Raw genomic sequence first — 24,547 nt, forward strand, 5'->3', positions numbered from 1 at the left:
CGAAGAGCCGGGTGGAGTGGTTCAGGTAGACGCCGTCGGAGGCGGCCAGCAGGTCCGCCACGCCGACGGGCGTCCCGGCGGGGATGCGAGGACGTCCAGGCCGAGGCCCGGGTCGGCGTCCTCCGGGAGGCTGACGGAGATGCGGGTGACCAGGCCGGCGTACCGGCGGTGGATCTCGCGGGCGACCTCGTCCACCGGGCCGGTGACCGCGAAGGCGTCCAGCACCTCGTCGTCGACCAGCGCGGCCATCTCCTGCCACCGGCCCCGTACCGACAGGTGGTGCAGCTGCTCCTGGAGGTCCTCCCAGCCGTGCCGGGCCAGCACGGGGCGGTAGGCGGGCGTGGAGGCGTAGAAGGCCAGCCGCTCGCGCACGGCGGCCAGGTTGGCGGTCAGCTCCTCCTCCGTCCGGCCGGTGGCGGTGAGCACGTTGGCGGTGGTCTCGAAGGGGCGGTCGGTCCAGGCGGCGCCCTGCGCCTCGGCATTGGCCCGGGCCTCGGTCAGGCCGGGCAGCACCTGTTCGGTGAGGTAGGCGACCGAGGTGAACGGGTGGCTGAGGAACCCGTCGGCCACCGCCCCGGCGGTGCGGGTCATGAGCGGGCCGACGCCTGCCAGCAGGATGCGGGGCGGGCCGGAGGGGACCGGGTCGGGGGAGAACACCGGGGTCATCACGGTGTGCGTGTAGAAGTCACCGCGGAAGCGCAGCCGTTCACCGGTCTGCCAGCTGTGCCAGATCGCCCGCACCGCGTGGACGTACTCGCGCATCCGGGCGGCCGGGCGGTCCCAGGGCATCCCGAAGCGCTTCTCGACGTGCGGCTTGACCTGCGAGCCGAGGCCGATGACGGCGCGCCCTCCGGAGGCCGCGTGCAGGCCCCAGGCCTGGTAGGCCAGCGTCATCGGGGTGCGGGCGAAGGCGACCGCGATGCCGGTGGCCAGCTCGATCGTGCTGGTCCGGTCGGCGGCACGGGCCAGCTGGAGGAACGGGTCGTAGGCGGTCTCGGCGACCACCAGCCGGTCCATGCCCCGGAGTTCGGCCCGCTCGGCGGCGTCGAGGATCCCCGCGGGGTGCCCGGACGCCTGGGCGTCGATCCCGAGGGCGGCGCGCGGGCGGTCCGGCAGGCGCCCGGGCACCTGTCCAGGCATCTGTCCGGGCGGGTGCTCCGTCGGACGGGTCGGCGCGTGGTCCGGTGACTGGTTCGGCGGGCGGTTCACGGCGGGTACTCCTGGCGCGGGCGGGCGGTGCCTGCGTAGCCTCCCACGTCCCGGCCGGTGCGGGCATCGGGCGGGACGCGGGAGGCGCGGACGGGACGGCCGGCGTGTGCGCCGTCACCCGAAAGGGTTGAGTCGGCGGCCGGGACGCCCGGCGGGGGCGGAAGTGGTGTCCGAACGGTGCGGATCCCGGTGGAGGATGGCGGCAGCGCAGGTGAAGCCGCGACCGAGGCGAGTGCGAGGGCGGGCCCATGGAGAAGCCGCAGGACCACTGGGAACTCCGGCTGTTCGACGGGTTCGAGCTGCGGTCCGGGGCCGAGCGGCTGGTGCTGCCGCTGAACAGCCAACGCCTCATCGCGCTGCTGGCACTGCGCGTGACCACCACCCGGGGGCAGGCCGGCGGGATCCTCTGGCCGGAGGCGCCCGAGCGGCAGGCGGGCGGGCGGCTGCGGACCACCCTCTGGCGGGTCCGGAGCACCGGGCCGGCGATCGTGGAGCGTCGCGGCGGCCAGCTGTCGCTCGCCGCCGGGGTGGACGTCGACGTCCGCACCTGGCTGCGCAGTGCCCGGCGGGCGCTCGACGGGCAGGCGCTCGACGGGCAGGCGCTCGACGGGCAGGGTCCGGCCGGCCCCCTGGACGCCCGGACGGTGCCGCTGGTGGGCGACCTGCTGCCGGGGTGGTACGAGGACTGGGTGCTGGTGGAGCGCGAACGGCTGCGCCAGCTCCAGCTGCACGCCCTGGAGGAGGTGTCCGCGCAGCTGCTCGGGCAGGGGCGGCACGCCGCGGCGCTGGAGGCGGCGCTGAGCGTCCTGCACCTCGATCCGATCAGGGAGAGCGCGCACCGGGCGGTGATCGCCGTCCACCTGGCGGAGGGCAACCTCGGGGAGGCCCGGCGCCAGTCCGAGGCGTGCCGGGCGATCCTGCTGCGCGAGCTCGGGGTGGGGCCGTCGCCGCTGCTGCGGGCCCTGCTGGACGGCGCGGAGGACGCGGGGCACCGGCAGGCGGGCGCGGCGCCGCAGGCGGGTGCGTTGTCCCCGGCGGGTGCGGTGACCCCGTCGGGCGCGTTGTCCCCGTCGGGCGCGGTCGGGACCGGCGTGCCGGGTGGCGTGCCCGCGGCGCGTTCGCCGGAGCGGCCTCGGGCGGACCGCTGAGCGGGTGCCGCAGGTCCGCAGCTGGCCACCCTCCGGCACCGTCCGGCCTCGTCCGGCACCGTCTGGGCTCGTCCGGTCTCGTTCCGGGTCGCCGCAGGCAGATCGCCGGCGTCCTCAGGCTGCTGGTGTCCTCGGCTCTCCGGCGTCCTCCGCCGGTGGGAATCGACTGATCGAGTGGTTTGAGCGGGGCGGCACCCTTGCCGCGGTCAGTGGTGACGGCTCGGTGACACCCCGGTGACGGGAAGTCTGTGACCGTACGACCGTCTGCTGCGAGAGGGGGCGGTCATGGCTGCCGAGCTGAAGTATCCCGGGGTGTACGTCGAGGAGATCCCGAGCGGAGTGCGCACCATCACCGGCGTCGCCACGTCGGTGACCGCGTTCGTCGGGCGGGCTTCGCGCGGGCCGGTGCACGAGCCCGTCGTCGTCTTCGGCTTCGAGGAGTTCGCCCGGCGGTTCGGCGGGCTCTGGCGCGACAGCACCCTCGGCTACGCCGTGCAGGACTTCTTCGCCAACGGCGGCGGTCAGGCGGTCGTCGTCCGGCTGGCCGACAGCACGACGACGCCCGCGCGGTTCGGGGTCGGCGGGCTGCCCCTGGTCGCGGTCGACCCCGGCACCTGGGGCGTCTCCCTCCGGGCGGTGGTCGACAAGAACGACACCGACCAGCAGGTCGCCGACGAGCTGAAGGTGCCCAAGGACTCGCTGTTCAACCTGACCGTCCGGGAGTCGGCCCCGGGCGGGCGCACCGAGACCTTCCACAACCTCTCCACCGGGCAGAACGCCCGCAACGTCGTCAGCGTGCTGGCGGCGCAGTCCGCGCTGGTCAGGGTCGACGGGAACCTGCCCGGCGGAACACCGTCCGCGGACCAGGACCGGCTGGGCAAGGCCGAGGCGGACGTCGGCCGGGCGCGGGCCGGTTACCAGCAGGGGACGGTCACCAAGGACGTGCTGGACGCCGCGGAACAGGCCCTGCGCAAGGCCGTCGACGACGCACTCGCCGCCGTGAGTGACGGAGCGGCGCTGACCGCGGCGGACTTCCTGCCGCAGCACGGCGAGGCCGAGCACACCGGCCTGTACGCCCTCGACCACGCGGACCTCTTCAACCTGCTCTGCATCCCGCCGCACAAGCGGGAGAACGGCGACATCGAGCCGGGGCTGCTCTCGGCCGCGCTGGCCTACTGCAAGAAGCGTCGCGCGGTGCTCCTGGTCGACCCGCGGGACGACTGGAAGGACCCGATCCAGCAGCCCGAGACGTGGCTCGCCCCGATCGATGGCCCGCGCGAGAACGCCGCGGCCTACTTCCCCCGGCTGCGCCGGGCCGATCCCGAACAGAGCGGCCGGATCCTCGACTTCGCGCCGTGTGGTGCGGTGGCGGGGGTGTTGGCGCGGACGGATGCGGTGCGTGGGGTGTGGAAGGCGGGGGCGGGGTTGGAGGCGGGTTTGGTGGGGGTGCCGGATTTGGCGGTGCGGTTGTCGGACGGGGAGAACGGGTTGCTGAATCCGTTGGGGGTGAATTGTCTGCGGTCGTTTCCGGTGGTGGGTCGGGTGGTGTGGGGGGCGCGGACGTTGGCGGGGGCGGATGTGTTGGCGTCGGAGTGGAAGTATCTGCCGGTTCGGCGGTTGGCGTTGTTCATTGAGGAGAGTTTGTTCCGGGGGACTCAGTGGGTGGTGTTCGAGCCGAATGGTGAGGCGTTGTGGGCGCAGGTTCGGTTGAACGTGGGGTCGTTCATGCAGGAGTTGTTCCGGCAGGGGGCGTTGCAGGGGAGTTCGCCGCGGGAGGCGTATTTCGTGAAGTGTGATGCGGAGACGACGACGCAGGCGGACCGGGATCTGGGGGTGGTGAACATCCGGGTGGGTTTCGCGCCGTTGAAGCCGGCGGAGTTCGTGGTGGTGCAGGTGCAGCAGTTGTCGGAGCAACTCCCGTCCTGACCGGGCCGGGGACGATCAGGAGGCGCAGGACACATGGCCCAGTTCACTGTCAACACCCAGCGGTTCGACCCCTACAAGAACTTCAAGTTCCGTGTGCGCTGGGACGGCCGGTACGTCCTCGGGGTCAGCAAGGTGAGCTCCCTGAAGCGCACCACCGAGGTGGTCAGGCACCGGGAGGGCGGCGACCCGTCCAGCAGCCGCAAGTCGCCCGGCCGGACGGAGTTCGAGGCGATCACGCTCGAACGCGGCGTCACCCACGACCCGGAGTTCGAGCAGTGGGCCAACAAGGTCTGGAACTACGGAACGGTGGGAGCCGAGTCCGCGCTGAAAAGCTTCCGCAAGGACATCATCATCGAGCTCTACAACGAGTCCGGGCAGCTCGTCATCGCCTACAAGGTCTACCGCTGCTGGGTCTCCGAGTACCAGGCGCTCCCGGACCTCGACGCCAACGCCAACGCCGTCGCCATCCAGCACCTCAAGCTGGAGAACGAGGGCTGGGAACGTGACGCCGAGGTCACCGAACCCACCGAGCTGGGGTGAGGCCGTGACCACGCCGGGTACCGCGCGTCGGGCCGTTCCCGCACGACGGGGGGCGGTTCCCGAACTGCGCCCCATGACGGACGGAGCACTGCTCAACCTCTGGGAGTCGGCGAGTGCGGTGGCCCCGGTCGGCCGCCCGCTCGCGCTCCTCACCGCGGCCTTCCCGCACTGCCGGATCGAGGACCTGGCCGCCGAGCCGCTCGGGCGCTGCGACGCGCTGCTCGCCGAGCTGCGCGCCTCGCTGGTCGGGGACGGTGTCGAGGCGGTCGCGGGCTGCCCGTCCTGCGGCGGCCTGGTGGAAACCGCCTTCTCGCTGGACGCCCTGGGCGGCGACGGCGGGCCGGACACCGAGGCGGTGCTGACCACGACCGTGGCGGGGTACGAAGTGCGCTGCCGGCCGGTGACGCTGGGCGACCTGATCGCGGTGTGCGGGCTGGCCGATGCCGAGTCATCCCTGATCGCCCGTTGCGCCGAGATCCGCCGGGCCGGGGCGGCGGTACCACCGGAGCACCTTCCGCAGGAGGTCCGGGTGGCGGTGGAGGAGGCCATGGCGGCGGTCGACCCGCGCGCCGAGACCCTGCTCGGCCTGAGCTGCCCGGCCTGCGACACGCAGTGGTGGGCCGCTTTCGACCTCGCGGCGTTCCTCTGGACGGAGGTCGAGCGGCTGGCGCAGTGCCTGCTCGTCGAGGTGGACACACTGGCACGGGCGTACGGCTGGCGGGAGTCGGACATCCTGGCCCTCGGGGCGCTCCGGCGCCGCCGCTACCTGGACCTGGTGACGTCGTGAACGCGCAGACGGGCGGGCCGGCCGGGCCCGTCCAGCCGTCTCCGCCCACCGCCGGCGGTTTCCTGGGCCGGCTCGCCGTGCGGGCCGGCGGTGGTGGCGAGCCGGGCCGGCTAAAGCCGAGGCCGCTCTCGCGCTTCGAGCCGGTGCGGAACGACCGCACGCCCGGCGAGGACGGGGATTCCCCGTCCCGGACCGGGTCGGTGGGCGGAAGTGGGGGCAGCCCGAGGGCAGGTTCGGCGTCGGCGCCGACAGCGGTGGCCGAGGCGTTCGGTGTCGGCCGTGGGCGGCCCGCGGCGGAGTGGGCGCGGTCCGTCCGCCCGGGGGCCGTCCCCGGCGGGGTACGCGGTGCGTCGTCCGCGCGGGTGCTGGCAGCCGGTGCGGGTCCGGGGCCGGGGGAGGGACCGGCCGGTTCCCCGCCGGGACAGGCCGCCGAGACGGCGGACGGGAGTTGGGCCGGTGAGCGGGCACCGGCTGACGGACCCGCAGCCGGTCCGGTGTCAGCAGCTCAGGCGTCTGCAGCTCTGGTGGCAGCAGCTCAGGTGGCGTCTGCGGCGGGCGAGGCGGTCGGCGTGGCAAGCGGAACGCACCGGTCGCACGGTGGGCCCCGTCTGCCCGTGGACCACGGCCCTTCCGCCCGGCGGCCCGGGCCCGGGCCTGGAGCCACCCGCCCGGGCGAGGGCGAGGTCGGGCCTGCGGAGCCGGTGAGGCTGCCGGAGGCCGGCGGGGGCCTGCCGGCCGATGACCGCTCCCGGGCCGAGGTCGATAGCCGGGCACCGGACCGTGCCTGGGCCGACCGGGCGCGGGCGGCGGCGGGCCGCCACCCCGCACCCGCGCCCGCGCCGACCCCGGTGGTCAACGTCTCCATCGGCCGGATCGAGGTGCGTGCCGTTCCGAGCACGTCCGCGGCCGACCGGCGGGACCGCTCCGAGGAGCCCGCCGTCACCACGCTGGACCAGTACCTGCGCCGCCGCTCCGGGGGCCGGACATGAACGGGCCCGCCTGCCGCCGGCAGGCCGCACGCGAACCCGTCCGGGGCGGGAAGGCCGTCCGCGGGCCGGCCCGGCGAGGCCACACCGGGCACGGGGCGATCCGGTGCGCGGTGCTCTGGTCCGCGTCGATGCGGCCCGCGGTGGCGAGGCCCGCGCTGCCCCGGTTCGTGCCGCTTCCGTGTGGGGCGCGTCGGCGCGGCTCCCGTTCGAGGAGGAGGTGGGGCGGGTGAGCACAGGACGCGCGATCGAAGCGGTCACCCAGGCGCTGCGCGCCGGGCTCGCGTCGCTCGCGCCGGTCACGGCGCGCCCGCTCGACCGGGCCAGGACCGGCGCCGCCAACGGCCCTCAGCTCAACCTCTACCTCTACGACGTCGCGCCGAACGCCGCCTGGCGCAACCTCGAACCCCCGACCCAGGCCGGCGGTGGCGCCGGCCTGCACCCGCCGCTCGCCCTCGATCTGCGGTACCTGCTGACGGCCTACGGCGACGGCGACGACGAGATCGCCGCCCACAGGCTGCTGGGCGAGGCCATGCAGGTGCTGCACCACGGGGCCGTCCTCGCGCGGGCCGGCCTCAAGGGCGTGCTGGCCGAGGCGGGGGTCCACCTCCAGCCGGACCGGGTCCGGCTGACGCCCGTCCATCTGGGCACCGACGAGCAGTCCCGGCTCTGGACGGCCTTCCAGACCAACTACCGGATCTCGGTGGCCTATCAGGTGTCCGTGGTCCTGATCGACACCCTCGACCCGCCGGCCGCCCCGCTGCCGGTCCTCAAGCGCGGACGTGCGCCGGTCGACGAGCAGGGGCGGGACGAGGGCGTGCCGGCCGGCGCGTCGGCGGGCCCCCGGCTGGACCGGGTCACGGTGGAGGCCTGGCGCGGGAACGACTCCGTCCCGGCCCGGACCGGCGACCGGCTCGTGGTCGAGGGCGCGGGGCTGACGGGCGGTCCGGTGCGCGCGCGGTTCGCCCACCCCCGGCTGGCGCAGCCGATCTGGGCGGACGCGGCACCCGGCTCCACCGCCGAGCGCGTACTGCTGTCGGTCCCGGCCGCGCTCCCGGCCGGCTTCGCCACCCTCGTGCTGGCGGTCGGCCCGCCGGAGGGGCCGCGGATCACCAGCAACGCCCTGCCGTTGCCGGTCGCGGTCCGGCTCGGCCGTCCGTCCGTGCTGCCGGTCCCCGGTCGGCCGGGGACGGTCCGGGTCACCGTGCCGTCCGACCGTCTGCTCGTCGACGACCAGGCGGTGCTGCTGTTGGCCGGTGGGCGGCAGACCGCACCCAACACGCGGGTCCGGGCGGGCGCCGTCCTCTCGTTCGACCTCCCGCACCCAGGGGCGGCCGGAGCGGTCGTCACGCTGCGGCTCAGGGTCGACGGGGTCGACTCCGTGCCGCTGCCCGAGCCGGACCCGGCGAAGCCTCTGCCCACCCGGTTCGACCCCGTCCAACAGGTGGTGCTGCCGTGACCGGTACTACCGAAACGAGCGGCTCCACCACGTCCTCGGGTTCCACCATGCCGTCGGGCTTGACGGCACCGACCGGTGCCACGACACAGCCCGGTGCCGCCGTGGCGGTTGGTGCCACCACGGCGACCTGGGAGGAGCGGAACAACGCGTACCTTGGTGCGGCCCTGCACTGGCTTCGCGAGCGCCTCCGGGCTCTGGCCGAGGAGGTGCACGGCCCGGGCGGTATTCCGGAGGCCGCCCCGGCCCCGACCGGCGCGGGAACGGCGGCCGAGGCAGGGGCGGTCGAGGCAAGTACGGCCGAGGCATGGGCGGCCGAGGAAACGGCAGCGGCGGGTATCGCCGCCGGGGGTACTGCCGCACCTGCGGGGGGCTCGGAAGGCCACATCCGGGGGTTGTTCCACCGCCGCTCGAAGAGAGCCCGCCCGGCGGCACCCCACCCGAAGGCCACCCGTCGGACGGCAGCCCGCTCCGGGACCGCCCACCCGGCGGCCGACACCCCTCATGCCCCGGCCGTTCCTGGCCCACCGGCCGCAGTCGGCGACGGCTCACCCGGTTCGCCCGATCCATCCGACCCGTCCGGCTCGCCCGGCCGGGATGACCCGGCGAGCGCGCTCGCGCGGGCGGCGCTGGCCCGTGACGAGGCGGCCGCCGCCGTGGTCTCGGCCCACGACCAGCTCGCCGAGCTGCTCGGCCTGACGCCGTTCGAGCGGGATGTCGTCCTGCTCGCGGCCGCCCGTGAACTCGATCCGGCGGTGGACTGGTTGAGCGCCGTGGCCGGAGCCGGTGGCCAACTGCCCGGCCCGACCTTCGGCCTGGCCCTGCGCCTGTTCGACCACGCGGCCTGGGACGCGCTCTCGCCCGAGCGGCCGCTGCGCCGCCTGCGGCTCGTCCGGCTGGAGGGCTCCGGAGGGCTGACCGCGTGCTCGCTCCGGGCGGACGAACGCGTCGTCAACTACCTGAAGGGGCTGGACCACCTCGACGAGCGGCTCGCCGACACGGTCGTCCCGCTGGAGGACGGCGGCGGGTCCGTCGAGCCGTCGCCGTCCCAGCGGGAGACGGCGCGGGCGCTGCGCGCCGGAATGCGTGCGATGGCCGCCGACGGCCGCCCGCCGGTGGTGAACCTGGTGGGCCCCGACGGGCCGAGCAAGCAGCTGGTGGCGCGCGAGGTCGCGGCGGCGCTCGGCCGGAGGCTGCTCAGGGTGCCGCTGCCGGCCCTCGCGGCTTCGGCGACGGCGGCCACGGCAGCCGGGGCGGCCGGCGCGACCGCGAGGCTCTGGGAGCGGGAGGTCCTGCTCTCCCCGGTGGCCCTCTACCTGGACGCGGGGGACGAGGCCGGCGACCACGGTCCCGAGGCCGTCGCGGAAGCGGTCCGGCTGATGACGCGACTGCCGGGGCCGGTGTTCCTGGACAGCCGCGAGGTCTGGCCGCACCTGGGCCCCGGTGCCCTGGCGGTGGACGTCGCCGGGCCCACCACGGCCGAGCAGCGCGCGGTCTGGACGGAGGCCCTCGGGCCGGGCGGGGCGCAGCTCGCGGGCGAGCTCGCCGCCCAGTTCGACCTCGACCCGGTCGCCCTGGCCGGGGTTGCGGGGTCCGTCGCCGGCGGACCGCCGGGCGAGTCCGTGCAGCAGCGCGGGCACCGGGTGTGGGGCGCCTGCCTCGCGGTGTCCCGGCCGCGCCTGGACCTGCTGGCGCAGCGGCTGGAGCTGCGGGCGCGGCGCGAGGACCTTGTCCTCCCCGAGGACGTGACGGAGCAGCTGGACCGGATCCGCGACCAGGTGCGCCGGCGCACGCTGGTCCACGAGGACTGGGGGGTGGCGGGCCGGACCAGCCGCGGCCTCGGAATCACCGCGCTGTTCGCGGGCGAGAGCGGCACCGGCAAGACCATGACCGCCGAGGTGCTGGCCCGCGAGCTCGCCCTCGACCTCTACCGGATCGATCTCTCCGCGGTGGTGAGCAAGTACATCGGCGAGACCGAGAAGAACCTGCGCCGGCTCTTCGACGCGGCCGAGCACGGTGGCGCGATCCTCCTGTTCGACGAGGCCGATGCGCTGTTCGGCCGCCGCAGCGAGGTGCGGGACAGCCATGACCGGTACGCCAACATCGAGGTCAACTACCTGCTCCAGCGCATGGAGTCGTACCGGGGCCTGGCGGTTCTGGCGACCAACATGAAGGGCGCACTGGACCACGCCTTCAGCCGCCGACTCCGGTTCGTACTGGACTTCCCGTTCCCCGGGCCGGTGGAGCGCGAGGCGATCTGGCAGCGGGCCTTCGCCCCGGGGGTGCGCTGCGAGCTCGACCACGCCCGGCTGGCCCGGTTCGGGCTGACCGGCGGCAGCATCCACAACATCGCGCTCAACGCCACCTTCGCGGCCGCGGCCACGTCCGAACAGGTGGCCACCATGCCGCTGGTGCTGGCCGCGGTCCGGATGGAGTGCCGGAAGCTCGGTTTCGTCGTGGACGAGCGCGAGTTCGCGTGGGACGGGCCCGCGCCCGTCGCCGCGGCATCGTCCCTGAACAGGGTGGGCGGGACGCTGGACGGCTCACCGGGCACGACGCCGGACGGTACGGCGGTGGTCGCGGCGACGTGGGGCACAGCGACGTGGGAGGCGGCGGCACGGGAGGCGGCGGCACCGGGGACGGCGCTCCCGGGGACGGCGACGGAGGAGACGGCGGACGAGGGGAGCGGACCGTGGACGTGACCGTGCGGATCGAGCGACTGGTTCTGGAGGGCTTGGAGCCGGCACCGGGAGCGGCCGACCGGCTGCGGACGGCACTGGAGCAGGCACTGGCCGAGCGGCTCACCGAGGCGCTGGCGGCGGGCGGGCGCGTCGGCCGGCCCGAGGTCGACGCGGCCCTGACGACCGGGCCGGTGGCGGTGACGGTGACCGTGCCGGGGCCGCCGGGCGGGGCGCTGAGCCCTGGGGCGGCCGCCGCCCTGGGCGGGCACACCGGCCGCGCGCTGGCGGCCGGGCTCACCGGAACAGGAGGGGCGCCATGACCGGATTCCCGCGCTCGCCGCGGCTGATGCGCGGCGGCATCGTCGAACTCGACCCGGGGTCGGGCTCGGTGCTGCGGATCATCGCGCTGCAGTACAACCCCGACAGCCTGACCCGCAGCTTCCAGGTGCAGGACACCGGTGAGGAGAAGCACCAGCGGTCCCAGCCGCTCCGCTTCAAGGCCCCGCCCGTGGAGACCGTCAAGGTGGAGGCGGAGCTGGACGCGGCCGACCAGCTGGAGTTCCCGGACCGGTTCCCGGACGCGGGCCAGGTCGGGGTGCACCCCCAACTCGCCGCCCTGGAGCTGCTGGTCTACCCGACGGTGGGGCAGCTCGTCGGGGCGGACCAGTCGGCCGCGGCCGGCTCGCTGGAGATCCTGCCGATGGAGGCGCCGGTGACCGTCTTCGTCTGGAGCCCGAGCCGGATCATGCCGGTCCGGATCACCGAGCTGTCCGTGACCGAGGAGGCCTTCGATCCGGCCCTCAACCCGCTCCGGGCCAAGGTGCAGCTGGGCATGCGGGTGCTCTCGGTGAACGACGTCGGCTTCGACCACCGGGCCGGCGGGCTGTACCTGGCCCACCAGCGCCGGCTGGAGGCCCTGGCCGCCCGGGCCGGCGGCGGCAGCTTCGCGGCACTCGGCATCGGAGGGCTGACATGACGACACCCCCCTTCCAACCGTCGGGCGTCCCCGGTCTCCCGCCGCCGGGCGCACCGGCCGGCCCGCCGCAGCCGCCCGAGGCGCCCGCCTTCCCGGCAGGCAGCCGCTACGCCGGGCTGCCACTGGCCGTCGCCGAGCTGGACGGGCGTCAGGTGCGCTACGTCACCCGCCGGTTCGTGCCGCAGCCGGACCGCTTCGCGCTGCTGCGCGAGCACACCGTCGCCGAGGGGGAGCGCCCCGACACCGTGGCGGCGGCCGAGCTCGGCGATCCGGAGCGGTCCTGGCTGCTCTGCGACGCCAACGGGGTCCTCGACCCGGCGGAGCTGACGGCCACCGTCGGCCGCCGGCTGCGCATCACGCTGCCCGAGGGCGTGCCGGGGGTGGCCGATGCTTAGCGGACCGGTCCACCTCACCCTGCTGGCCGGTCCCGCGGTGCCGGTGCCGGTGCCCCGCTTCGTCCTGGACTCGCTCACCGGGGTGACGGTCCGCAGCACGGCCGAGCCGGGCCGGCAGAGCGCCTTCGAGCTCACCTTCGAGCTGGAGAAGAACTCGCCGGTGCCCACGGTCTTCCTGCTGGTGGGCGGGAGCCTGCCGCCGGTGCTCCGGGTCGTGGTCGCGGTGACCGTGGGCGGCACGCCCGACGTGCTGATCGACGGGGTCGTCACCTCCACCGGCCTGGTACCGGGAGCGGACGGCGGCCCGTCCGTGCTCACCGTCCACGGTATGGACCTGACCGCGCTGATGGAACGGATCGACGGTACCGGGACGCCCTTCCCGGCGCTGCCGGTGGCCGCCCGGGTGCTCACGGTGCTGGCCAAGTACGCCGCGCTCGGCGTCGTTCCGGCGGTCGTCCCGAGCCTGGTCGCCGACGTGCCCAACCCGCTGGAGCGGATCCCCGTCCAGCACGGCACGGACCTCGCCTACCTGCGGAGGATGGCCGCCCGCTCCGGCTACGTCTTCACCCACATCCCCGGGCCCGTCCCGGGCGCCAGCATCGCCTACTGGGGCCCGCAGGCCAAGATCGGCCTGCCGCAGCCCGCGCTCACCGTCGACTCGGACGTGCAGACCAACGTCGAGTCGCTCAGCTTCAGTTACGACGCGGAGAGTGCCACGCTTCCGGTGATCTTCATCCAGAACCAGCAGACCAAGGCGGTCGTCCCGGTCCCGATCCCGGACGTCTCGCCGCTCAACCCGCCGCTGGGGCTGGTCCCGCCCCCGCCCACCCGGCTCCGCTACATCCGGGAGACCGCCAAGCTCGGCGTCGCCGAGGCCGTGCTGCTCGGCATGGCAAAGGCCGCCACCTCGGCGGACGCGGTCAAGGCCGAGGGCAGCCTGGACGTCCAGCGGTACGGGCAGGTCCTCAAGCCCCGGTCGCTGGTCGGCGTCCGGGGTGCCGGGACGGCGTTCGACGGGCTCTACTTCGTCCAGTCGGTGGACCACCGGCTCCGACGCGGGTCCTTCACCCAGCAGTTCAGCCTCGTCCGCAACGGACTCGTTTCGACCCTTCCGGTGGTGCCGGTATGACCATGTCCGACGACAGCGACCTCGTCGTCCCGGCCGGCGGCGCCGACGACTCCGCAGGGAGTGGGGGCACCCGGTTCTACGGCAAGTACCGCGGGACCGTCGTCGGCAACGTCGACCCGCTCGGGATCGGCCGGATCCAGGCCCTGGTACCGGACGTCTCCGCCGTCCTCCCGTCCTCCTGGGCGATGCCCTGCGTCCCCGTCGCCGGCCCGCAGAGCGGCGTCTTCGTGCTGCCGCCGATCGGCGCCGGGGTCTGGGTGGAGTTCGAGCAGGGCGACCCGGACTACCCGGTCTGGACCGGCGGGTTCTGGGGCAGCCCAGCCGAGACGCCCGCGCTCGCCCGGGCCGGAAATCCGGCGAGCCCGAGCATCGTCCTGCAGACCGTCGGCCAGAACACGATCTCCGTCTCCGACGCGCCCGGCGCGGCCGGCGGGATCCTCCTCAAGTCCGGCCTCGCCTCGATCATGGTCAACCAGCAGGGCATCACCATCCAGAACGGCCAGGGGGCCAGCCTCGTGCTCACCGGCCCGCAGGTCAACGTCAACCTCGGCGCACTCACCGTGCAGTGACCCGGGTCCGGAGGGGAGACACCCATGCCAGGAGCGATCCTGCACCAGGGCGCGGTCGTCCAGTGTCCGCACGGCGGACGCGCGAACCCGCCGAGCGCCGACCCGCGCGTGTGCGTCGGCGGCCTGCCGGTCTGGCTGCAACCGGTACCGGCCCTCGTCGTCGGCTGCGCCCTGCCACCGCCGCCCGCCGCCAACGGCCCCTGCGTGACCGCTCCCTGGTCGACGGGATCGCTGCGGGTCCACGCCGACGGGGTGCCCCTGCTGCTCCTCGACAGCCAGGCCACCACCGTGCCGAGCGGCACACCGCTGATCCCGGTCTCGGCGCAGCAGCGGGTGATCGCCGTATGAGCTCTCCCACGCCCGGCCGGGTCGACGTGGCGTTCCCGTTCCGCTTCGACGAGCGCGGCCGCACCGCCGCGCCCGCCGACGACGACCGGCACGTCCGCGACCTTCTCGAACAGCTCCTCTTCACCGCCCCCGGCGAACGGGTCAACCGGCCGGACTTCGGCTGTGGGCTGAACCAGCTCCTCTTCGGCCCCAACAGCCCCGAACTGGCCGCCACCGTCGAGTACACCGCCCGGGCGGCGGTCCAGCGCTGGCTCGGCGACGTGCTCGACCTGGTCGAACTGCGCGCCACCGCCGTCGAGTCGGTGCTCACCGTCGAGGTCCGCTACGTGGTGCGCCGCACCCGGCAGGCGGCCGAGGCCCGCTTCGCCCGGGAGGTCCCGCGATGACCGGCCACCCGGGAACGAACCGCCCGGAAGCGACCGGCCCGGAAGCGACCGGCCCGGAAGCGACCGGTCCCGCAGCGAACCACCCGGCGTCGAACCACCCGGCGTCGAACCACCCGGCGTCGAACCGCACGGCAAGGAACAGCCCGGCAAGGAACAGCCCGGCAAGGAACAGCCTGGCAACGAACGCCACGGCAACGAACCGCCCGGCCGGGACCACCGGTCCGCCCGCCGCGAACGGCCCCGCCACCGTGCCCGGGACGGACTGCGCCGTGGAGTGCACCGTCGACCACCGCCGCGAGCTGGTGATCGCCCACGGTCTCAACGGGATCGACGGGATCGAGGTCGCCGACCCCAACCCCGTCGACGGCACGGTGGCGCTCTGCGTCGGTCTGCTCGGCCCGGTCCCGGACGACCTGACGGTGGCCAACCTGCGGATCGACGCCGAGCCGGGCGCCCGGCGGGTGCGGGTGCTCGGCGTCCGCGCCCGGCCACCGCACGCGGAGGACGAGGACGGCTGCCTGGAGGTCACCCTCGACCGGCCCGGCGACACCAGCACCTACCACCTCGCCGTCGTCGAACCGGGGCCGCACGGCCACCCCGGCCGGCAGCCCCGGCACGGCTTCGACCTCCGCCACCACCGCGCGCCGTTCGGCTTCTGCGCGGGCCGCGCCGCCGAGGCCGCCTGCCCCACCGGGCCCGCCTGCCCGCCCGTCCCGGTGACCCCTGCCGCGCTCGACTACCTCGCCAAGGACTACGCCTCCTTCCGCCGTCTCGTCCTCGACCGGCTCGGGCTGCTCGTCCCGGGTTGGCGGGAGCGCCACGTCCCCGACCTCGGCGTCACCCTGGCCGAGCTGATCGCCTACGCCGCCGACCGGCTCAGCTACTACCAGGACGCCGTCGCCACCGAGGCCTACCTGGGCACCGCCCGGCGCCGCATCTCCGTGCGCCGCCACGCCCGACTGGTCGACTACCGGCTGCACGAGGGCTGCAACGCACGGGCCTTCGTCACCGTCGAGGTCGGACGCGAGCCCTCCCCGCCCTGGCGTGCCGACCAGGTCGCCCTGCTCACCGGCTACCCGGGGGCCCCGCCCCCCGGCCTCCCGCTGCGCTGGGAGGACCTGCCCCCGCAGGCCCTCGACGGCGGCCACGTCTTCGAACCGCTGGCCGCCGACCCCGCCGCCCCGCTGCGGCTCTTCCCCGGGCACGGCCGGATCCGCATCCACGACTGGGGCGACGGCCAGTGCTGCCTGCCGGCCAGCGCCACCTCCGTGACCCTGGTCGACCGGACCCCGGCCGGCCCGCTGCGCCTGGCCGCCGGGGACTTCCTGGTGCTGGAGGAGGTCCTCGGTCCCCGCACCGGCCGCCCGGGCGATGCCGACCCGGCCCACCGGCACGTCGTCCGGCTCGCCTGGGTGCGGCGCGCGCACGACGAGGTGCTCGACACCCCGCTCCTGGAGGCGGGCTGGGCCACGGCGGACGCCCTGCCGTTCCCGCTCTGCGTCTCCGCCCTCGGGCCCGCCCCGGACTGCCGGCCGCTGGGCGACGTCAGCGTCGCCCGCGGCAACGTCCTCCTGGTCGACCACGGAACCCGGACGGAGGAGCCGCTCGGCCCGGTGCCGGGCACGACCGAACCCCCGCGCTGCGCGGGGGAGTGCCGCCCGGCCGAGGAGCCGCCCGCCCCGGCCCGCTTCCGCCCCCGGCTCGGTCGGCCGGGCGTCACCCACGCCGAACCGCTGCCCGGCCCGTCGGGCTGCGGCTGCCCGGCCACCGCCGCCGAGCTGCTGCGCCGAGACCCACGCCGCGCAGCGCCCGCGGTCGCGCTCACCGAGACCGTCGGGCAGGCCGGCTGGCAGCCGGTGCCCGACCTCCTCGCGGCCGGGCCGGACGACCGGGTGTTCTCCGTCGAGACGGACGACGAGCGGGTCTCCTGGCTGCGCTTCGGCGACGACCGCACCGGCCGCCGGCCCGGGCCCGGCAGCTCCTTCACCGCCCGCTACCGGGTGGGCGGCGGGCCGGAGGGCAACGTCGGGGCGGAGACGATCGTGCACCTGGCGCTGCGCCCCGGCGTGGGCGGGCAGGACATCGTCACCCGGCCGCGGAACCCGCTGCCCGCGGTCGGCGGCGCCGCTCCCGAAACGCCGGCCGAGGCCCGGGCGGCCATCCCGGTCGCCTTCCGCGCCATCCGCGAACGGGCCGTCATCGCCGACGACTACGCCGAGCTGGCCCGGCGGGCGGGCGGCGACCGGCTCCAGGGCGCGGCCGCCGAGCTGGTCTGGACGGGCAGCTGGTACGAGGCCGACGTCGCGCTCGACCCGCGCGCCGGCGGCGGCCCCGCGGACTGCGGGTGCGGAGCGCCGCCGGGCTGCGACGACGTGGCCTGCACCGTGCACGAGGCCACCGAGGCCCTGGAACGGGCCCGCCGGCTCGGCCACGAGCTGCGGGTCACCTTGGCCACCGAGGTGCCCGTCGAGATCGAACTCACCGTCTGCGTCCAGCCCTTCCACGTCCGGGCACAGGTCGCGCAGGCATTGCGTGAGGAGTTCTCGGCCGACGTCCTGCCGGACGGCCGGCCCGCCTTCTTCCACCCGGACCGGTGGGGCTTCGGCGACGGCGTCCACGTCAGCCGGGTCCTCGCCGCCGCCCAGGCGGTGCCCGGGGTCGCCTCCGCCGAGGTCACCCGGCTGCTCCGGCAGGGCGAGCCGGACCAGGGCGCCCTAGCCCGGGGCGTCCTTGCGGTCGGCCCGCACGAGGTCGTCGTCGTGGACAACACCCGGCCGCGCAGCGGCCGGTTCACCGTCGTCGCGGGAGGCGGCCGGTGAACGGGCGGACCACCACGTGGTGCGCCGAGGCCGAGCCCGGAGAGGGGTGCGCATGAGTACCTGTACCTGTGGCTGCTGCGCCGGCGGCGCGGCAGCGCCCCCGTCCGTGGCCAACCCACCCGGGCAGGCCGCGCTGCGGCTGCGCACGGGCACCCACGCCACCTTCCTGGCCGCCATGCTCGGCCGGCTCTCGGCCGCCGACCTGCCCGGCCTCGCCGGGCTCACCACCCGTGACCCGGGCGACCCGGCGATCGCGCTCTGCGACGCCGGCGCGGCCGTCTGCGACGTGCTGACCTTCTACCAGGAGCGCATCGGCAACGAGGGCTACCTGCGGACCGCGACCGAGGCCCGCTCGGTGCACGAGCTGACCGCACTCGTCGGCTACCGCGCCCGCCCCGGCGTCGCCGCCGGCACCCACCTCGCCTTCACCCTGGAGGCCGGCCACCGCGAGGTGATCCCGGCCGGGACCAGGGCGCAGAGCCTGCCCGGCCCGGGTGAGCTGCCCCAGGCCTACGAGACCGGCGCACCACTGCCCGCCCTGGCGGACGCCAACCGGCTGCCGGTCCGGACGACCCGGCCGCAGCCGGTCACCGCCGCCGACGTCCACCGGCTGCCGGAACTCTGGCTCGCCGGCACCGCCACCCGGCTGGGGCCGAACGACCTGCTGCTCATCGGGATCGGACCTCCCGGCCGGGTCAAGCACTTCGTGCGGTCGGTCGACGGCGTCGAGGAGGACCTCGAACACCGGCGGACCAGGGTCCTGCTCGCCGGGGGCCGGCCGACGGAACCCCCGGAGTGGGAGCAGGTCGACGGCTTGGGCGGGCTGATCGACCTGCTCACCGCACCGCCGTCGGAGCCGGCGCCCGACGTCCCCGTCCCCGACGCCTCGGCGGCCGACGCCCGCCTCAGGCGCGAGGAACTGCTGCACCCCGGGCTGTCCGGGCTGCTCCACGGCGCGTGGGCGGGTGCCACCGTCAGCGGGCGGCCGACCGTGCAGGTCTACGCCCTGCGGGTGGCCGCGCCGCTGTTCGGCCACAACGCCGGCCGCAAGCCCGCGTTCGGCGAGGACGGAAGGCCGCTGCCGATGGAGCAGTGGTCCGAGTGGAGGGTGGCGGAGGACGAGGCGGCCGTCTACCTCGACAACCCGTACCCGTCCATCCGCAGCGGCACCGTCGCGGTGATCGCCCTGGCGGCCGACCTCGCCGCTGACGATGCGCCGACGGGCGGGCGCGGGCGGGCGCGGGCAGCGTCCGAGCGCTTCCGCATCATCGGCGACCGCCGCGGGCGCCCCCTCGCCGTGTCGCCGGTCTCCCGGGCGGAGTACGGCCTCTCGACCCGGACCACCAGGATCGACCTCGGCGGGAAGCCGGTCTGGGAGGTGCCGGGGAGCATGGACGAACTGCGCCGGATCACCGTCCACGCCGCCCCCGAACCGCTGCCCCTCGCCGAACTCCCCATCACCGATCCGGTGCAGGGCGCGGTGCTCGAACTCGACGGCGTACTCGACGGGCTGGAGTCCGGGCGGCTGCTGGTGGTCTCCGGGGAGCGCGCCGACCTCCCCGGCGTCGCGGGTGTCGCCGCCGCCGAACTCGTCAAGGTCGCCGAGGTCCGCCAGGGTACGGTCACCCGGCCCGCCCCCACCCGGGAGCCCGCGACGGCCGGGCCGGCGACGGCCGAGCCCGCCGCCCCAGCCGTCTCCGCCCCAGCCGTCTCCGCCACCCCCTCCACCGCCACCGTGGTGCCGGGCGAGCACAACCACAGCTTCCTGATCCTCGAAGCCCCGCTGCTGCACAGCTACAAGCGCGACACCGTCACGGTCTACGGCAACGTCGTCCACGCCACCCACGGCGAGACCCGCGTCGACGTCCTGGGCAGCGGCGACGCCTCCGCCGCGCACCAGACCTTCCCCCTGCGCGGCGCCCCGCTGACCTACGTCTCCGCGCCCACCCCCACCGGCGTCGAGAGCACCCTCGACGTCACCGTCGACGCCGTCCGCTGGCCCGAACGCCCGTGGTTCGCCGGCCTCGGACCGGACGACCGCGGCTACGTCACCAGCACCGACGAGACCGGAACCACCTCCGTCACGTTCCCCGACGGCACCTCGGGGCACCGGCCGGCCACCGGCAGCGAGAACATCAGGGCCCGCTACCGGACCGGGACCGGCACGGCCGGCAACACCGACGCCGGCCGGATCACCCTGCTCGCCGCCAAGCCGCTGTCCGTGCGCGAGGTCGTCAACCCGCTGCCCGCCACCGGCGGCGCCGACCCCGAACGCCCCGACCAGGCCCGGACCGGCGCGCCGCTGCCGCTGAAGACCCTGGACCGACTGGTCTCCCTGCCGGACTACGCCGACTTCGCCCGGGCCTTCGCCGGAGTCGGCAAGGCCACCGCGGACCGGCTCTCGGACGGCCGCGGCGGCGTCGTCGTGGTCACCGTCGCGGGCGCGGACGGCACCCTGCTGTCCCGCGAGTCCGACGTCGTCCGGAACCTGCGCACCGCGCTGCGCCGCTTCGGCGACCCGGCCGTCCGGATCCGGGTGCTGCCGGCCGAGCGGCTGGTGCTCTCCGTGGACGCGGAGGTCCGCCTGCTCCCCGACCGGCAGTGGGCGGCGGTGGAGCCCCTGCTCAGGGCGGCCCTGCTGGACGCCTTCGGGCCGGTCCGCCGCGACCTGGCCCAGGGCGTGCCGGGCTCCGAGGTGGTGGCGCTCCTGCAGTCCGTGCCGGGCGTGCACTCGGTGCGCGGCCTCGCGCTGACGTCGGTACCGGAAGGAGCGGAGCCACCGCCGGGGCAGCACCCGGGCCCGTGGCTGCCCGCCCTCGGTGCCCGCCGTGTCGGGAACGACATCGTCGAGGCCCAACACCTCTGCACAGCGGCCGAGTTGCCCGAACTCATCAAACTCAGGGAGGGCGTCGCATGACGCAGCCCGACCGGCTCTTCGACCTGCTCCCGCTGGTCCACCGGATGCGCGACGCGGAGGCCGGGCACCCCCTGCGCGACCTGCTGCGGGTCATCACCGAGCAGCTCCAGGTGGTCGAGGACGACATCACGCGCGGCTACGACAACTGGTTCGTGGAGACCGCCGAGGACTGGGTGGTGCCCTACCTCGCCGACCTGGTGGGCTGGTCGCCCGTCCCCGACGCCGGCTGGACGGCCGCCGGGACGGCCGGCCGCGACCTGGCCCGCCGCTCGGCGCTCGCGCCCCGCCAGGACGTCGCCAACACCCTGCGCCACCGGCGCCGCAAGGGCACCAGAGCACTGCTCGAAGACCTCGCCCGGGACGTCGCCGGACTCCCCGGGCACGCCGTCGAGGGATTCCGGCTGCTCGCCCGGCACCAGCAACTGAACCACCTCCGTCCGGGCCGCTCCGGCACCGCAGACCTGCGCGACGGCGAACTGCTCGGCCGGCTCGGGGGGCCGTTCGACGAGGAGGCGCACACCGTCGACGTCCGCCGGCCCGGCTCGCACCGCACGAGCGGCCTGCACAACATCCCGGACGTCGGTCTCTTCGTCTGGCGGCTGCACGCCTACCCGGTGACCGGCACCCGGGCCGGGCAGGTCGAACGGGTCGGGCGGTGGGCGTTCACCTTCGACCCGGTGGGCTTCGACGTCCAGCTGTTCGGCCGGGGCGCGGACGGCGACCGCGGGCTCCACCCGCAGGGACCCGCCGACGTGCCCGCGCCGATCGGCCGCCGTGCATTCGCCGCGCCCGGGACCGCATCCCCGCCGCAGCACGCGCCCCTGCCGTCCCCGCCGGTCCACGCCTCTCCGCCGTCCCATGCCGCGCCGCCGTCCCATGCCTCGCCGCTGTACTACGGGGAGGGGCGCTCGATGGTGATCCACGCGCCCGGCTGGCCCGCCCGCGGGCAGGGCGCCCCCGTCCCCGCCGAGCGGGTGATCCCGGCCGACCTGAGCGACTGGGAGTCCTACCGTCCGCTGCCCGGCACCGTCGCGGTGGACCCGGTGCTCGGCCGGATGCTGTTCCCGCGCCGCAACCCGCCGCAGCGGGTCCGGGTGAGCTACCACTACGGCTTCGGCGCCGACCTGGGCGGCGGAGAGTACCGGCGCCCGATGCCCGAGCCCCCGGAGGCCGACACCCACCGCTGCCGGGCGCAGGACCTGACCGACCCCGACGCCCTGCGCCACGCCGTCCTGACCGGGCAGGGGCCGGCCGCGTCGCTGGTCCTGCGGCACTGGCCGGGCGGCGCACCCGGCCCCGGCGGCGGCACCGACGACGAACTGGTCGAGGCGCTCGACGGGGCGCTCCTGGACGAGGACCTCTACGCGCTCGCCCGGCCCGGCCGACCGGTCCCGGCGGGGGTTCCGCGGCTGGTCGCGAACCGGCAGTACCTGGAGACGCTCTGGCCGGACTGGATCAGGCCCGCCCGTTGGTACCGGGCGGTGCGCTCCGCCGCCGAGTTCCGGCAGGCACTGCACGGCTGGGAGCACGACCGGCCCCGCTACGCCGTCATCGAGATCACCGGCAGCGAGGTGCTCGGCGTCACCGCCGACCTCACCCTGGAGCCCTGGCAGACCCTGCTCGTCCGGGCCGCCGAGCGCACCCGCCCGGTGCTCTGGCTCGCCGACCGCCGGGCGGACGGCCCCGACGCGTTCGCCGTCGCCCTCTCCGGCGGCAGCCGGCTCATCCTGGACGGCCTGGTGATCGGCGGCCGGGCCGTCCACCTCTCCGGCGCACCCGTGGACGCCGGCCCGGAGCCGGGTGACGAGGCCTGCAACGACGATGACCCGCAGGGTGGGGGCCCCGACGGCGACGAGCCGCAGGGTGGGGTCCCGAACGGTGACGACTCGCAGGGCGGGGCCCCGAACGGCGACGAGAGCCAGGGCGGGGACGACCGCGCCCCGGCCCCCGGGGCCGCCCGCCACACCGCCCACGGTTGCCGCCCACCCGCCCGCGTCGTCATCCGGCACTGCACCCTGGTGCCCGGCTGGGGACCCCACCACGTCTGCGGCCCCGAGCGGCCGGCGCCGCCCTCACTGGAACTGGCCGCCCTGCCCGGCGCCGAGGTGGAGATCAGCCACTCGATCGTGGGGCCGGTCCGGATCGAGGCCGCCGCGCGGGGCGGCGTACCGCTGCGGCTGGCCGTGAACGACAGCATCCTCGACGCCACCCACCCGGATCTCGAAGCCGTCGGCGGGGGAGGCCCCGGCGTCGCCCCGGCGGTCCTGGAGGTCGCCCGGACGACCGTCCTGGGCAGCCTCCAGGTGCACGCGATCGAGCACGGCGAGAACACGGTCTTCCTCGGTGAGGTCCTGGCCGCCCGGCGCTCGACCGGCTGTCTGCGGTTCTGCTGGGTGCCCACCGGCTCCCGCACGCCGCGCCGCTTCCACTGCCAGCCGGACACCGCCCTGGCGGCCCTCGGCGACGCGCCGTCACCCGACCTGGCCGCCGCCGTCGAACGCAGGCTCCGCCCCCGGTTCACCTCCGTCCGCCACCCCGACGCGGGGTACGCCCAGCTCGCCCCCGACTGCCCGGACGAGATCCGCACGGGAGCGGACGACGGCTCCGAACTCGGCGCCTTCCACGACCTCTTCCTGCCCCAGCGGCTGGCCGCCCTGCGCGCCCGGGCGGCCGAGTACACCCCGGCGGGCGTGGACACCGGAGTCGTCCCCGTGAACTGACACCCCGCCCGACGACCGACCACCGCGACCAGCACGAGAACAGGTGAGGACCAGCATGCACGCCGACGTCGAGCGGTTCAGCTTCGATCAGGGCAAGCACTTCCTGCGGGTGATCCAGCAGCAGGGCCGGGTGACCCTGCCGGCCGACGGCAACGAGCAGGTCGCCATCCTGTTGCACCACCTCCAGGCCCTCGCCGAGGACGTCATCGGCCCGTACGGCACGCCGTCCCCCCGCACGGGCGGGATCGGCCCCGGCTTCCGGATCGAGGCGCCCCCGGCCGGGCAGGAGGCCGGGGTCTTCAGGATCGGCCAGGGCCGCTACTGGGTGCGCGGCCGGGCCTGCGAGAACGACACCGACGGCCTGCTCTACACCGCTCAGCCCGACCTCCCCGGTCCGGCCACCCCGGCGACCGGAACCTGGCTCGCCTACCTCGACGTCTGGGAGCGCCACCTCTCCGCCGCCGAGGACGACTCCATCCGCGAGGTCGCGCTCGGCGGCCCCGACACCTGCACCCGCACCCGCCTGGTCTGGCAGGTCCGGCTGACGGACACCGCCCCACCCGGCCGCCAGTTCGACAAGGACGACATCCGCGCCCACTGGGACGCCTGGGAGGCCTTCCTCCAGCCCGCCGGGCGCGGGCTGCTCGCCGCCCGGGCCCGGCGGGGCAAGGGTCCGCTGGAGCCCTGCGTCGCCGATCCGGCGGCCGGCTACCTCGGCCCCGAGAACCAGCTCTACCGCGTCCAGATCCACCGCGGTTCCGGTGAGGAGGGCGGCCCCACCTTCACCTGGTCCAGGGACAACGGTTCGGTCGTCCACCCGCTGCTGCGGCTCAACGGGACGGCGGCCGTCCTGCGCGACCCGCCCCGGGACCGGCGCACCGCGCTGCCCGTCGGCACCCTGGTCGAGGTGGTCGACGACCGGAGCACCCTGCTCGGCCGGCCCGGCACCCTCGCCCGGGTCAAGGACGTCGACGACGAGGGCGACGACTACACCGTCGTCCTCGACACCGACGCCGGGACCATCCAGGCCGACCGCCACCCCCTGCTCCGCCGCTGGGACCACCCCGACGTCGAGGGCGGGGGAGACCTGCCCCGCCGCGCCGCCGACGGCGCGCTGCTCCTGACCGCGCAGGACCCCACCGGCTGGTTCACCCTGGAAGACGGCATCCAGATCCGCTTCCAGCCGCCGGACACCGCCGACGTCCACTACCGCACCGGCGACTACTGGACCTTCCCCGCCCGTACCGCAACCGGGGAGATCACCTGGCCCGCAGACCCGTCCGGCGGTCCCGCCGACCTCCCCCCGCAGGGCGTCGAGCACTTCTACGCCCCGCTGGCCCTGCTCTCCCTCGTCCCCGGCCAGCCCGCGGCCGTCACCGCCGATCTGCGCACCGGCTTCCATCCCGTCCGGGTGGAGTGAGCCGTCGGCGGCCCCGGCAGGACGGTCCCGTCACCGCGACCGGTCCGCCGCCGCGACCGGTCCGCTGCCGCGACCCGAGGAGCCCGCCGTTCCAACCGGAAACCGGAAACCGGAAACCGGAAACCGGAAACCGGA

The 24,547-nt window shown here is 75.6% G+C and carries 19 protein-coding genes; 18 read left to right on the top strand and 1 reads right to left on the bottom strand.

Annotated elements, in window-relative coordinates:
• Positions 1 to 21 precede the first annotated feature (21 nt).
• Positions 22 to 1,128: a TIGR03617 family F420-dependent LLM class oxidoreductase gene (locus ACFC1F_RS11725; protein WP_376157401.1), complete on the bottom strand. Its 1,107-nt coding sequence runs from the start codon at positions 1,126 to 1,128 to the stop codon at positions 22 to 24.
• A gap of 329 nt (positions 1,129 to 1,457) precedes the next feature.
• Here ACFC1F_RS11725 and ACFC1F_RS11730 point away from each other — a divergent pair, with 329 nt between their 5' ends.
• The 18 genes from ACFC1F_RS11730 (at position 1,458) to ACFC1F_RS11815 (ending at position 24,412) form a co-directional block, all read left to right on the top strand.
• Positions 1,458 to 2,357, top strand: a complete 900-nt coding sequence (locus ACFC1F_RS11730; protein ID WP_376157402.1) for a BTAD domain-containing putative transcriptional regulator — start codon at positions 1,458 to 1,460, stop codon at positions 2,355 to 2,357.
• Between the two features lie 285 nt (positions 2,358 to 2,642).
• Positions 2,643 to 4,283, top strand: coding sequence for a phage tail sheath family protein (locus ACFC1F_RS11735; protein WP_376157404.1), 1,641 nt, complete (start codon positions 2,643 to 2,645; stop codon positions 4,281 to 4,283).
• A 33-nt stretch (positions 4,284 to 4,316) separates the two neighbouring features.
• Positions 4,317 to 4,823, top strand: coding sequence for a phage tail protein (locus ACFC1F_RS11740; RefSeq protein WP_148646752.1), 507 nt, complete (start codon positions 4,317 to 4,319; stop codon positions 4,821 to 4,823).
• Positions 4,824 to 4,896: 73 nt separating this feature from the next.
• Positions 4,897 to 5,610, top strand: a complete 714-nt coding sequence (locus ACFC1F_RS11745) for a hypothetical protein (protein WP_376157406.1) — start codon at positions 4,897 to 4,899, stop codon at positions 5,608 to 5,610.
• Positions 5,611 to 6,311: 701 nt separating this feature from the next.
• Complete coding sequence (locus tag ACFC1F_RS11750) at positions 6,312 to 6,599, top strand: hypothetical protein (RefSeq protein ID WP_376157408.1); 288 nt, start codon at positions 6,312 to 6,314, stop codon at positions 6,597 to 6,599.
• A gap of 226 nt (positions 6,600 to 6,825) precedes the next feature.
• Positions 6,826 to 8,055, top strand: a complete 1,230-nt coding sequence (locus tag ACFC1F_RS11755) for a DUF4255 domain-containing protein (protein ID WP_376157409.1) — start codon at positions 6,826 to 6,828, stop codon at positions 8,053 to 8,055.
• A gap of 653 nt (positions 8,056 to 8,708) precedes the next feature.
• Positions 8,709 to 10,754, top strand: a complete 2,046-nt coding sequence (locus tag ACFC1F_RS11760; RefSeq protein ID WP_376157410.1) for an ATP-binding protein — start codon at positions 8,709 to 8,711, stop codon at positions 10,752 to 10,754.
• On the top strand, positions 10,745 to 11,053 hold the full coding sequence (locus tag ACFC1F_RS11765) for a hypothetical protein (protein WP_376157411.1): 309 nt from the start codon (positions 10,745 to 10,747) through the stop codon (positions 11,051 to 11,053). Before ACFC1F_RS11760 ends, ACFC1F_RS11765 begins: the two co-directional genes overlap by 10 nt.
• On the top strand, positions 11,050 to 11,709 hold the full coding sequence (locus ACFC1F_RS11770; RefSeq protein WP_376157412.1) for a hypothetical protein: 660 nt from the start codon (positions 11,050 to 11,052) through the stop codon (positions 11,707 to 11,709). The genes ACFC1F_RS11765 and ACFC1F_RS11770 overlap by 4 nt, the downstream gene beginning before the upstream one ends.
• Positions 11,706 to 12,104, top strand: a complete 399-nt coding sequence (locus tag ACFC1F_RS11775) for a LysM domain-containing protein (protein WP_376157413.1) — start codon at positions 11,706 to 11,708, stop codon at positions 12,102 to 12,104. Before ACFC1F_RS11770 ends, ACFC1F_RS11775 begins: the two co-directional genes overlap by 4 nt.
• Complete coding sequence (locus ACFC1F_RS11780; protein ID WP_376157414.1) at positions 12,097 to 13,233, top strand: hypothetical protein; 1,137 nt, start codon at positions 12,097 to 12,099, stop codon at positions 13,231 to 13,233. Before ACFC1F_RS11775 ends, ACFC1F_RS11780 begins: the two co-directional genes overlap by 8 nt.
• Entirely contained in the window at positions 13,230 to 13,802 is a 573-nt protein-coding gene (locus ACFC1F_RS11785) for a phage baseplate assembly protein V (RefSeq protein ID WP_376157415.1), read from the top strand. Before ACFC1F_RS11780 ends, ACFC1F_RS11785 begins: the two co-directional genes overlap by 4 nt.
• 24 nt (positions 13,803 to 13,826) lie before the next feature.
• Entirely contained in the window at positions 13,827 to 14,150 is a 324-nt protein-coding gene (locus ACFC1F_RS11790) for a hypothetical protein (RefSeq protein ID WP_376157417.1), read from the top strand.
• Positions 14,147 to 14,536: a GPW/gp25 family protein gene (locus ACFC1F_RS11795; RefSeq protein WP_376157419.1), complete on the top strand. Its 390-nt coding sequence runs from the start codon at positions 14,147 to 14,149 to the stop codon at positions 14,534 to 14,536. Before ACFC1F_RS11790 ends, ACFC1F_RS11795 begins: the two co-directional genes overlap by 4 nt.
• A 269-nt stretch (positions 14,537 to 14,805) precedes the next feature.
• Entirely contained in the window at positions 14,806 to 17,355 is a 2,550-nt protein-coding gene (locus ACFC1F_RS11800) for a putative baseplate assembly protein (protein WP_376157421.1), read from the top strand.
• 52 nt (positions 17,356 to 17,407) lie between these two features.
• Positions 17,408 to 20,272, top strand: a complete 2,865-nt coding sequence (locus tag ACFC1F_RS11805; protein ID WP_376157423.1) for a putative baseplate assembly protein — start codon at positions 17,408 to 17,410, stop codon at positions 20,270 to 20,272.
• Positions 20,269 to 22,992 (top strand): hypothetical protein, encoded by a 2,724-nt coding sequence (locus ACFC1F_RS11810; RefSeq protein ID WP_376157424.1) that lies wholly within the window; start codon positions 20,269 to 20,271, stop codon positions 22,990 to 22,992. Before ACFC1F_RS11805 ends, ACFC1F_RS11810 begins: the two co-directional genes overlap by 4 nt.
• 55 nt (positions 22,993 to 23,047) lie before the next feature.
• Positions 23,048 to 24,412, top strand: coding sequence for a DUF6519 domain-containing protein (locus tag ACFC1F_RS11815; RefSeq protein ID WP_376157426.1), 1,365 nt, complete (start codon positions 23,048 to 23,050; stop codon positions 24,410 to 24,412).
• Positions 24,413 to 24,547 lie beyond the last annotated feature (135 nt).

Origin of the sequence: Kitasatospora sp. NPDC056181, assembly GCF_042266225.1 — a bacterium.
GTDB lineage: Bacteria > Actinomycetota > Actinomycetes > Streptomycetales > Streptomycetaceae > Kitasatospora.

What these genes read in the sequence shown, in the direction of transcription:
- ACFC1F_RS11815 (WP_376157426.1), top strand. Translation starts at nt 23,048, where the DNA reads ATGCACGCCGACGTCGAGCGGTTCAGCTTCGATCAGGGCAAGCACTTC.
- ACFC1F_RS11775 (WP_376157413.1), top strand. Translation starts at nt 11,706, where the DNA reads ATGACGACACCCCCCTTCCAACCGTCGGGCGTCCCCGGTCTCCCGCCG.
- ACFC1F_RS11745 (WP_376157406.1), top strand. Translation starts at nt 4,897, where the DNA reads ATGACGGACGGAGCACTGCTCAACCTCTGGGAGTCGGCGAGTGCGGTG.
- ACFC1F_RS11740 (WP_148646752.1), top strand. Translation starts at nt 4,317, where the DNA reads ATGGCCCAGTTCACTGTCAACACCCAGCGGTTCGACCCCTACAAGAAC.
- ACFC1F_RS11785 (WP_376157415.1), top strand. Translation starts at nt 13,230, where the DNA reads ATGACCATGTCCGACGACAGCGACCTCGTCGTCCCGGCCGGCGGCGCC.
- ACFC1F_RS11805 (WP_376157423.1), top strand. Translation starts at nt 17,408, where the DNA reads ATGAGTACCTGTACCTGTGGCTGCTGCGCCGGCGGCGCGGCAGCGCCC.
- ACFC1F_RS11735 (WP_376157404.1), top strand. Translation starts at nt 2,643, where the DNA reads ATGGCTGCCGAGCTGAAGTATCCCGGGGTGTACGTCGAGGAGATCCCG.
- ACFC1F_RS11795 (WP_376157419.1), top strand. Translation starts at nt 14,147, where the DNA reads ATGAGCTCTCCCACGCCCGGCCGGGTCGACGTGGCGTTCCCGTTCCGC.
- ACFC1F_RS11790 (WP_376157417.1), top strand. Translation starts at nt 13,827, where the DNA reads ATGCCAGGAGCGATCCTGCACCAGGGCGCGGTCGTCCAGTGTCCGCAC.
- ACFC1F_RS11770 (WP_376157412.1), top strand. Translation starts at nt 11,050, where the DNA reads ATGACCGGATTCCCGCGCTCGCCGCGGCTGATGCGCGGCGGCATCGTC.
- ACFC1F_RS11810 (WP_376157424.1), top strand. Translation starts at nt 20,269, where the DNA reads ATGACGCAGCCCGACCGGCTCTTCGACCTGCTCCCGCTGGTCCACCGG.
- ACFC1F_RS11730 (WP_376157402.1), top strand. Translation starts at nt 1,458, where the DNA reads ATGGAGAAGCCGCAGGACCACTGGGAACTCCGGCTGTTCGACGGGTTC.
- ACFC1F_RS11780 (WP_376157414.1), top strand. Translation starts at nt 12,097, where the DNA reads ATGCTTAGCGGACCGGTCCACCTCACCCTGCTGGCCGGTCCCGCGGTG.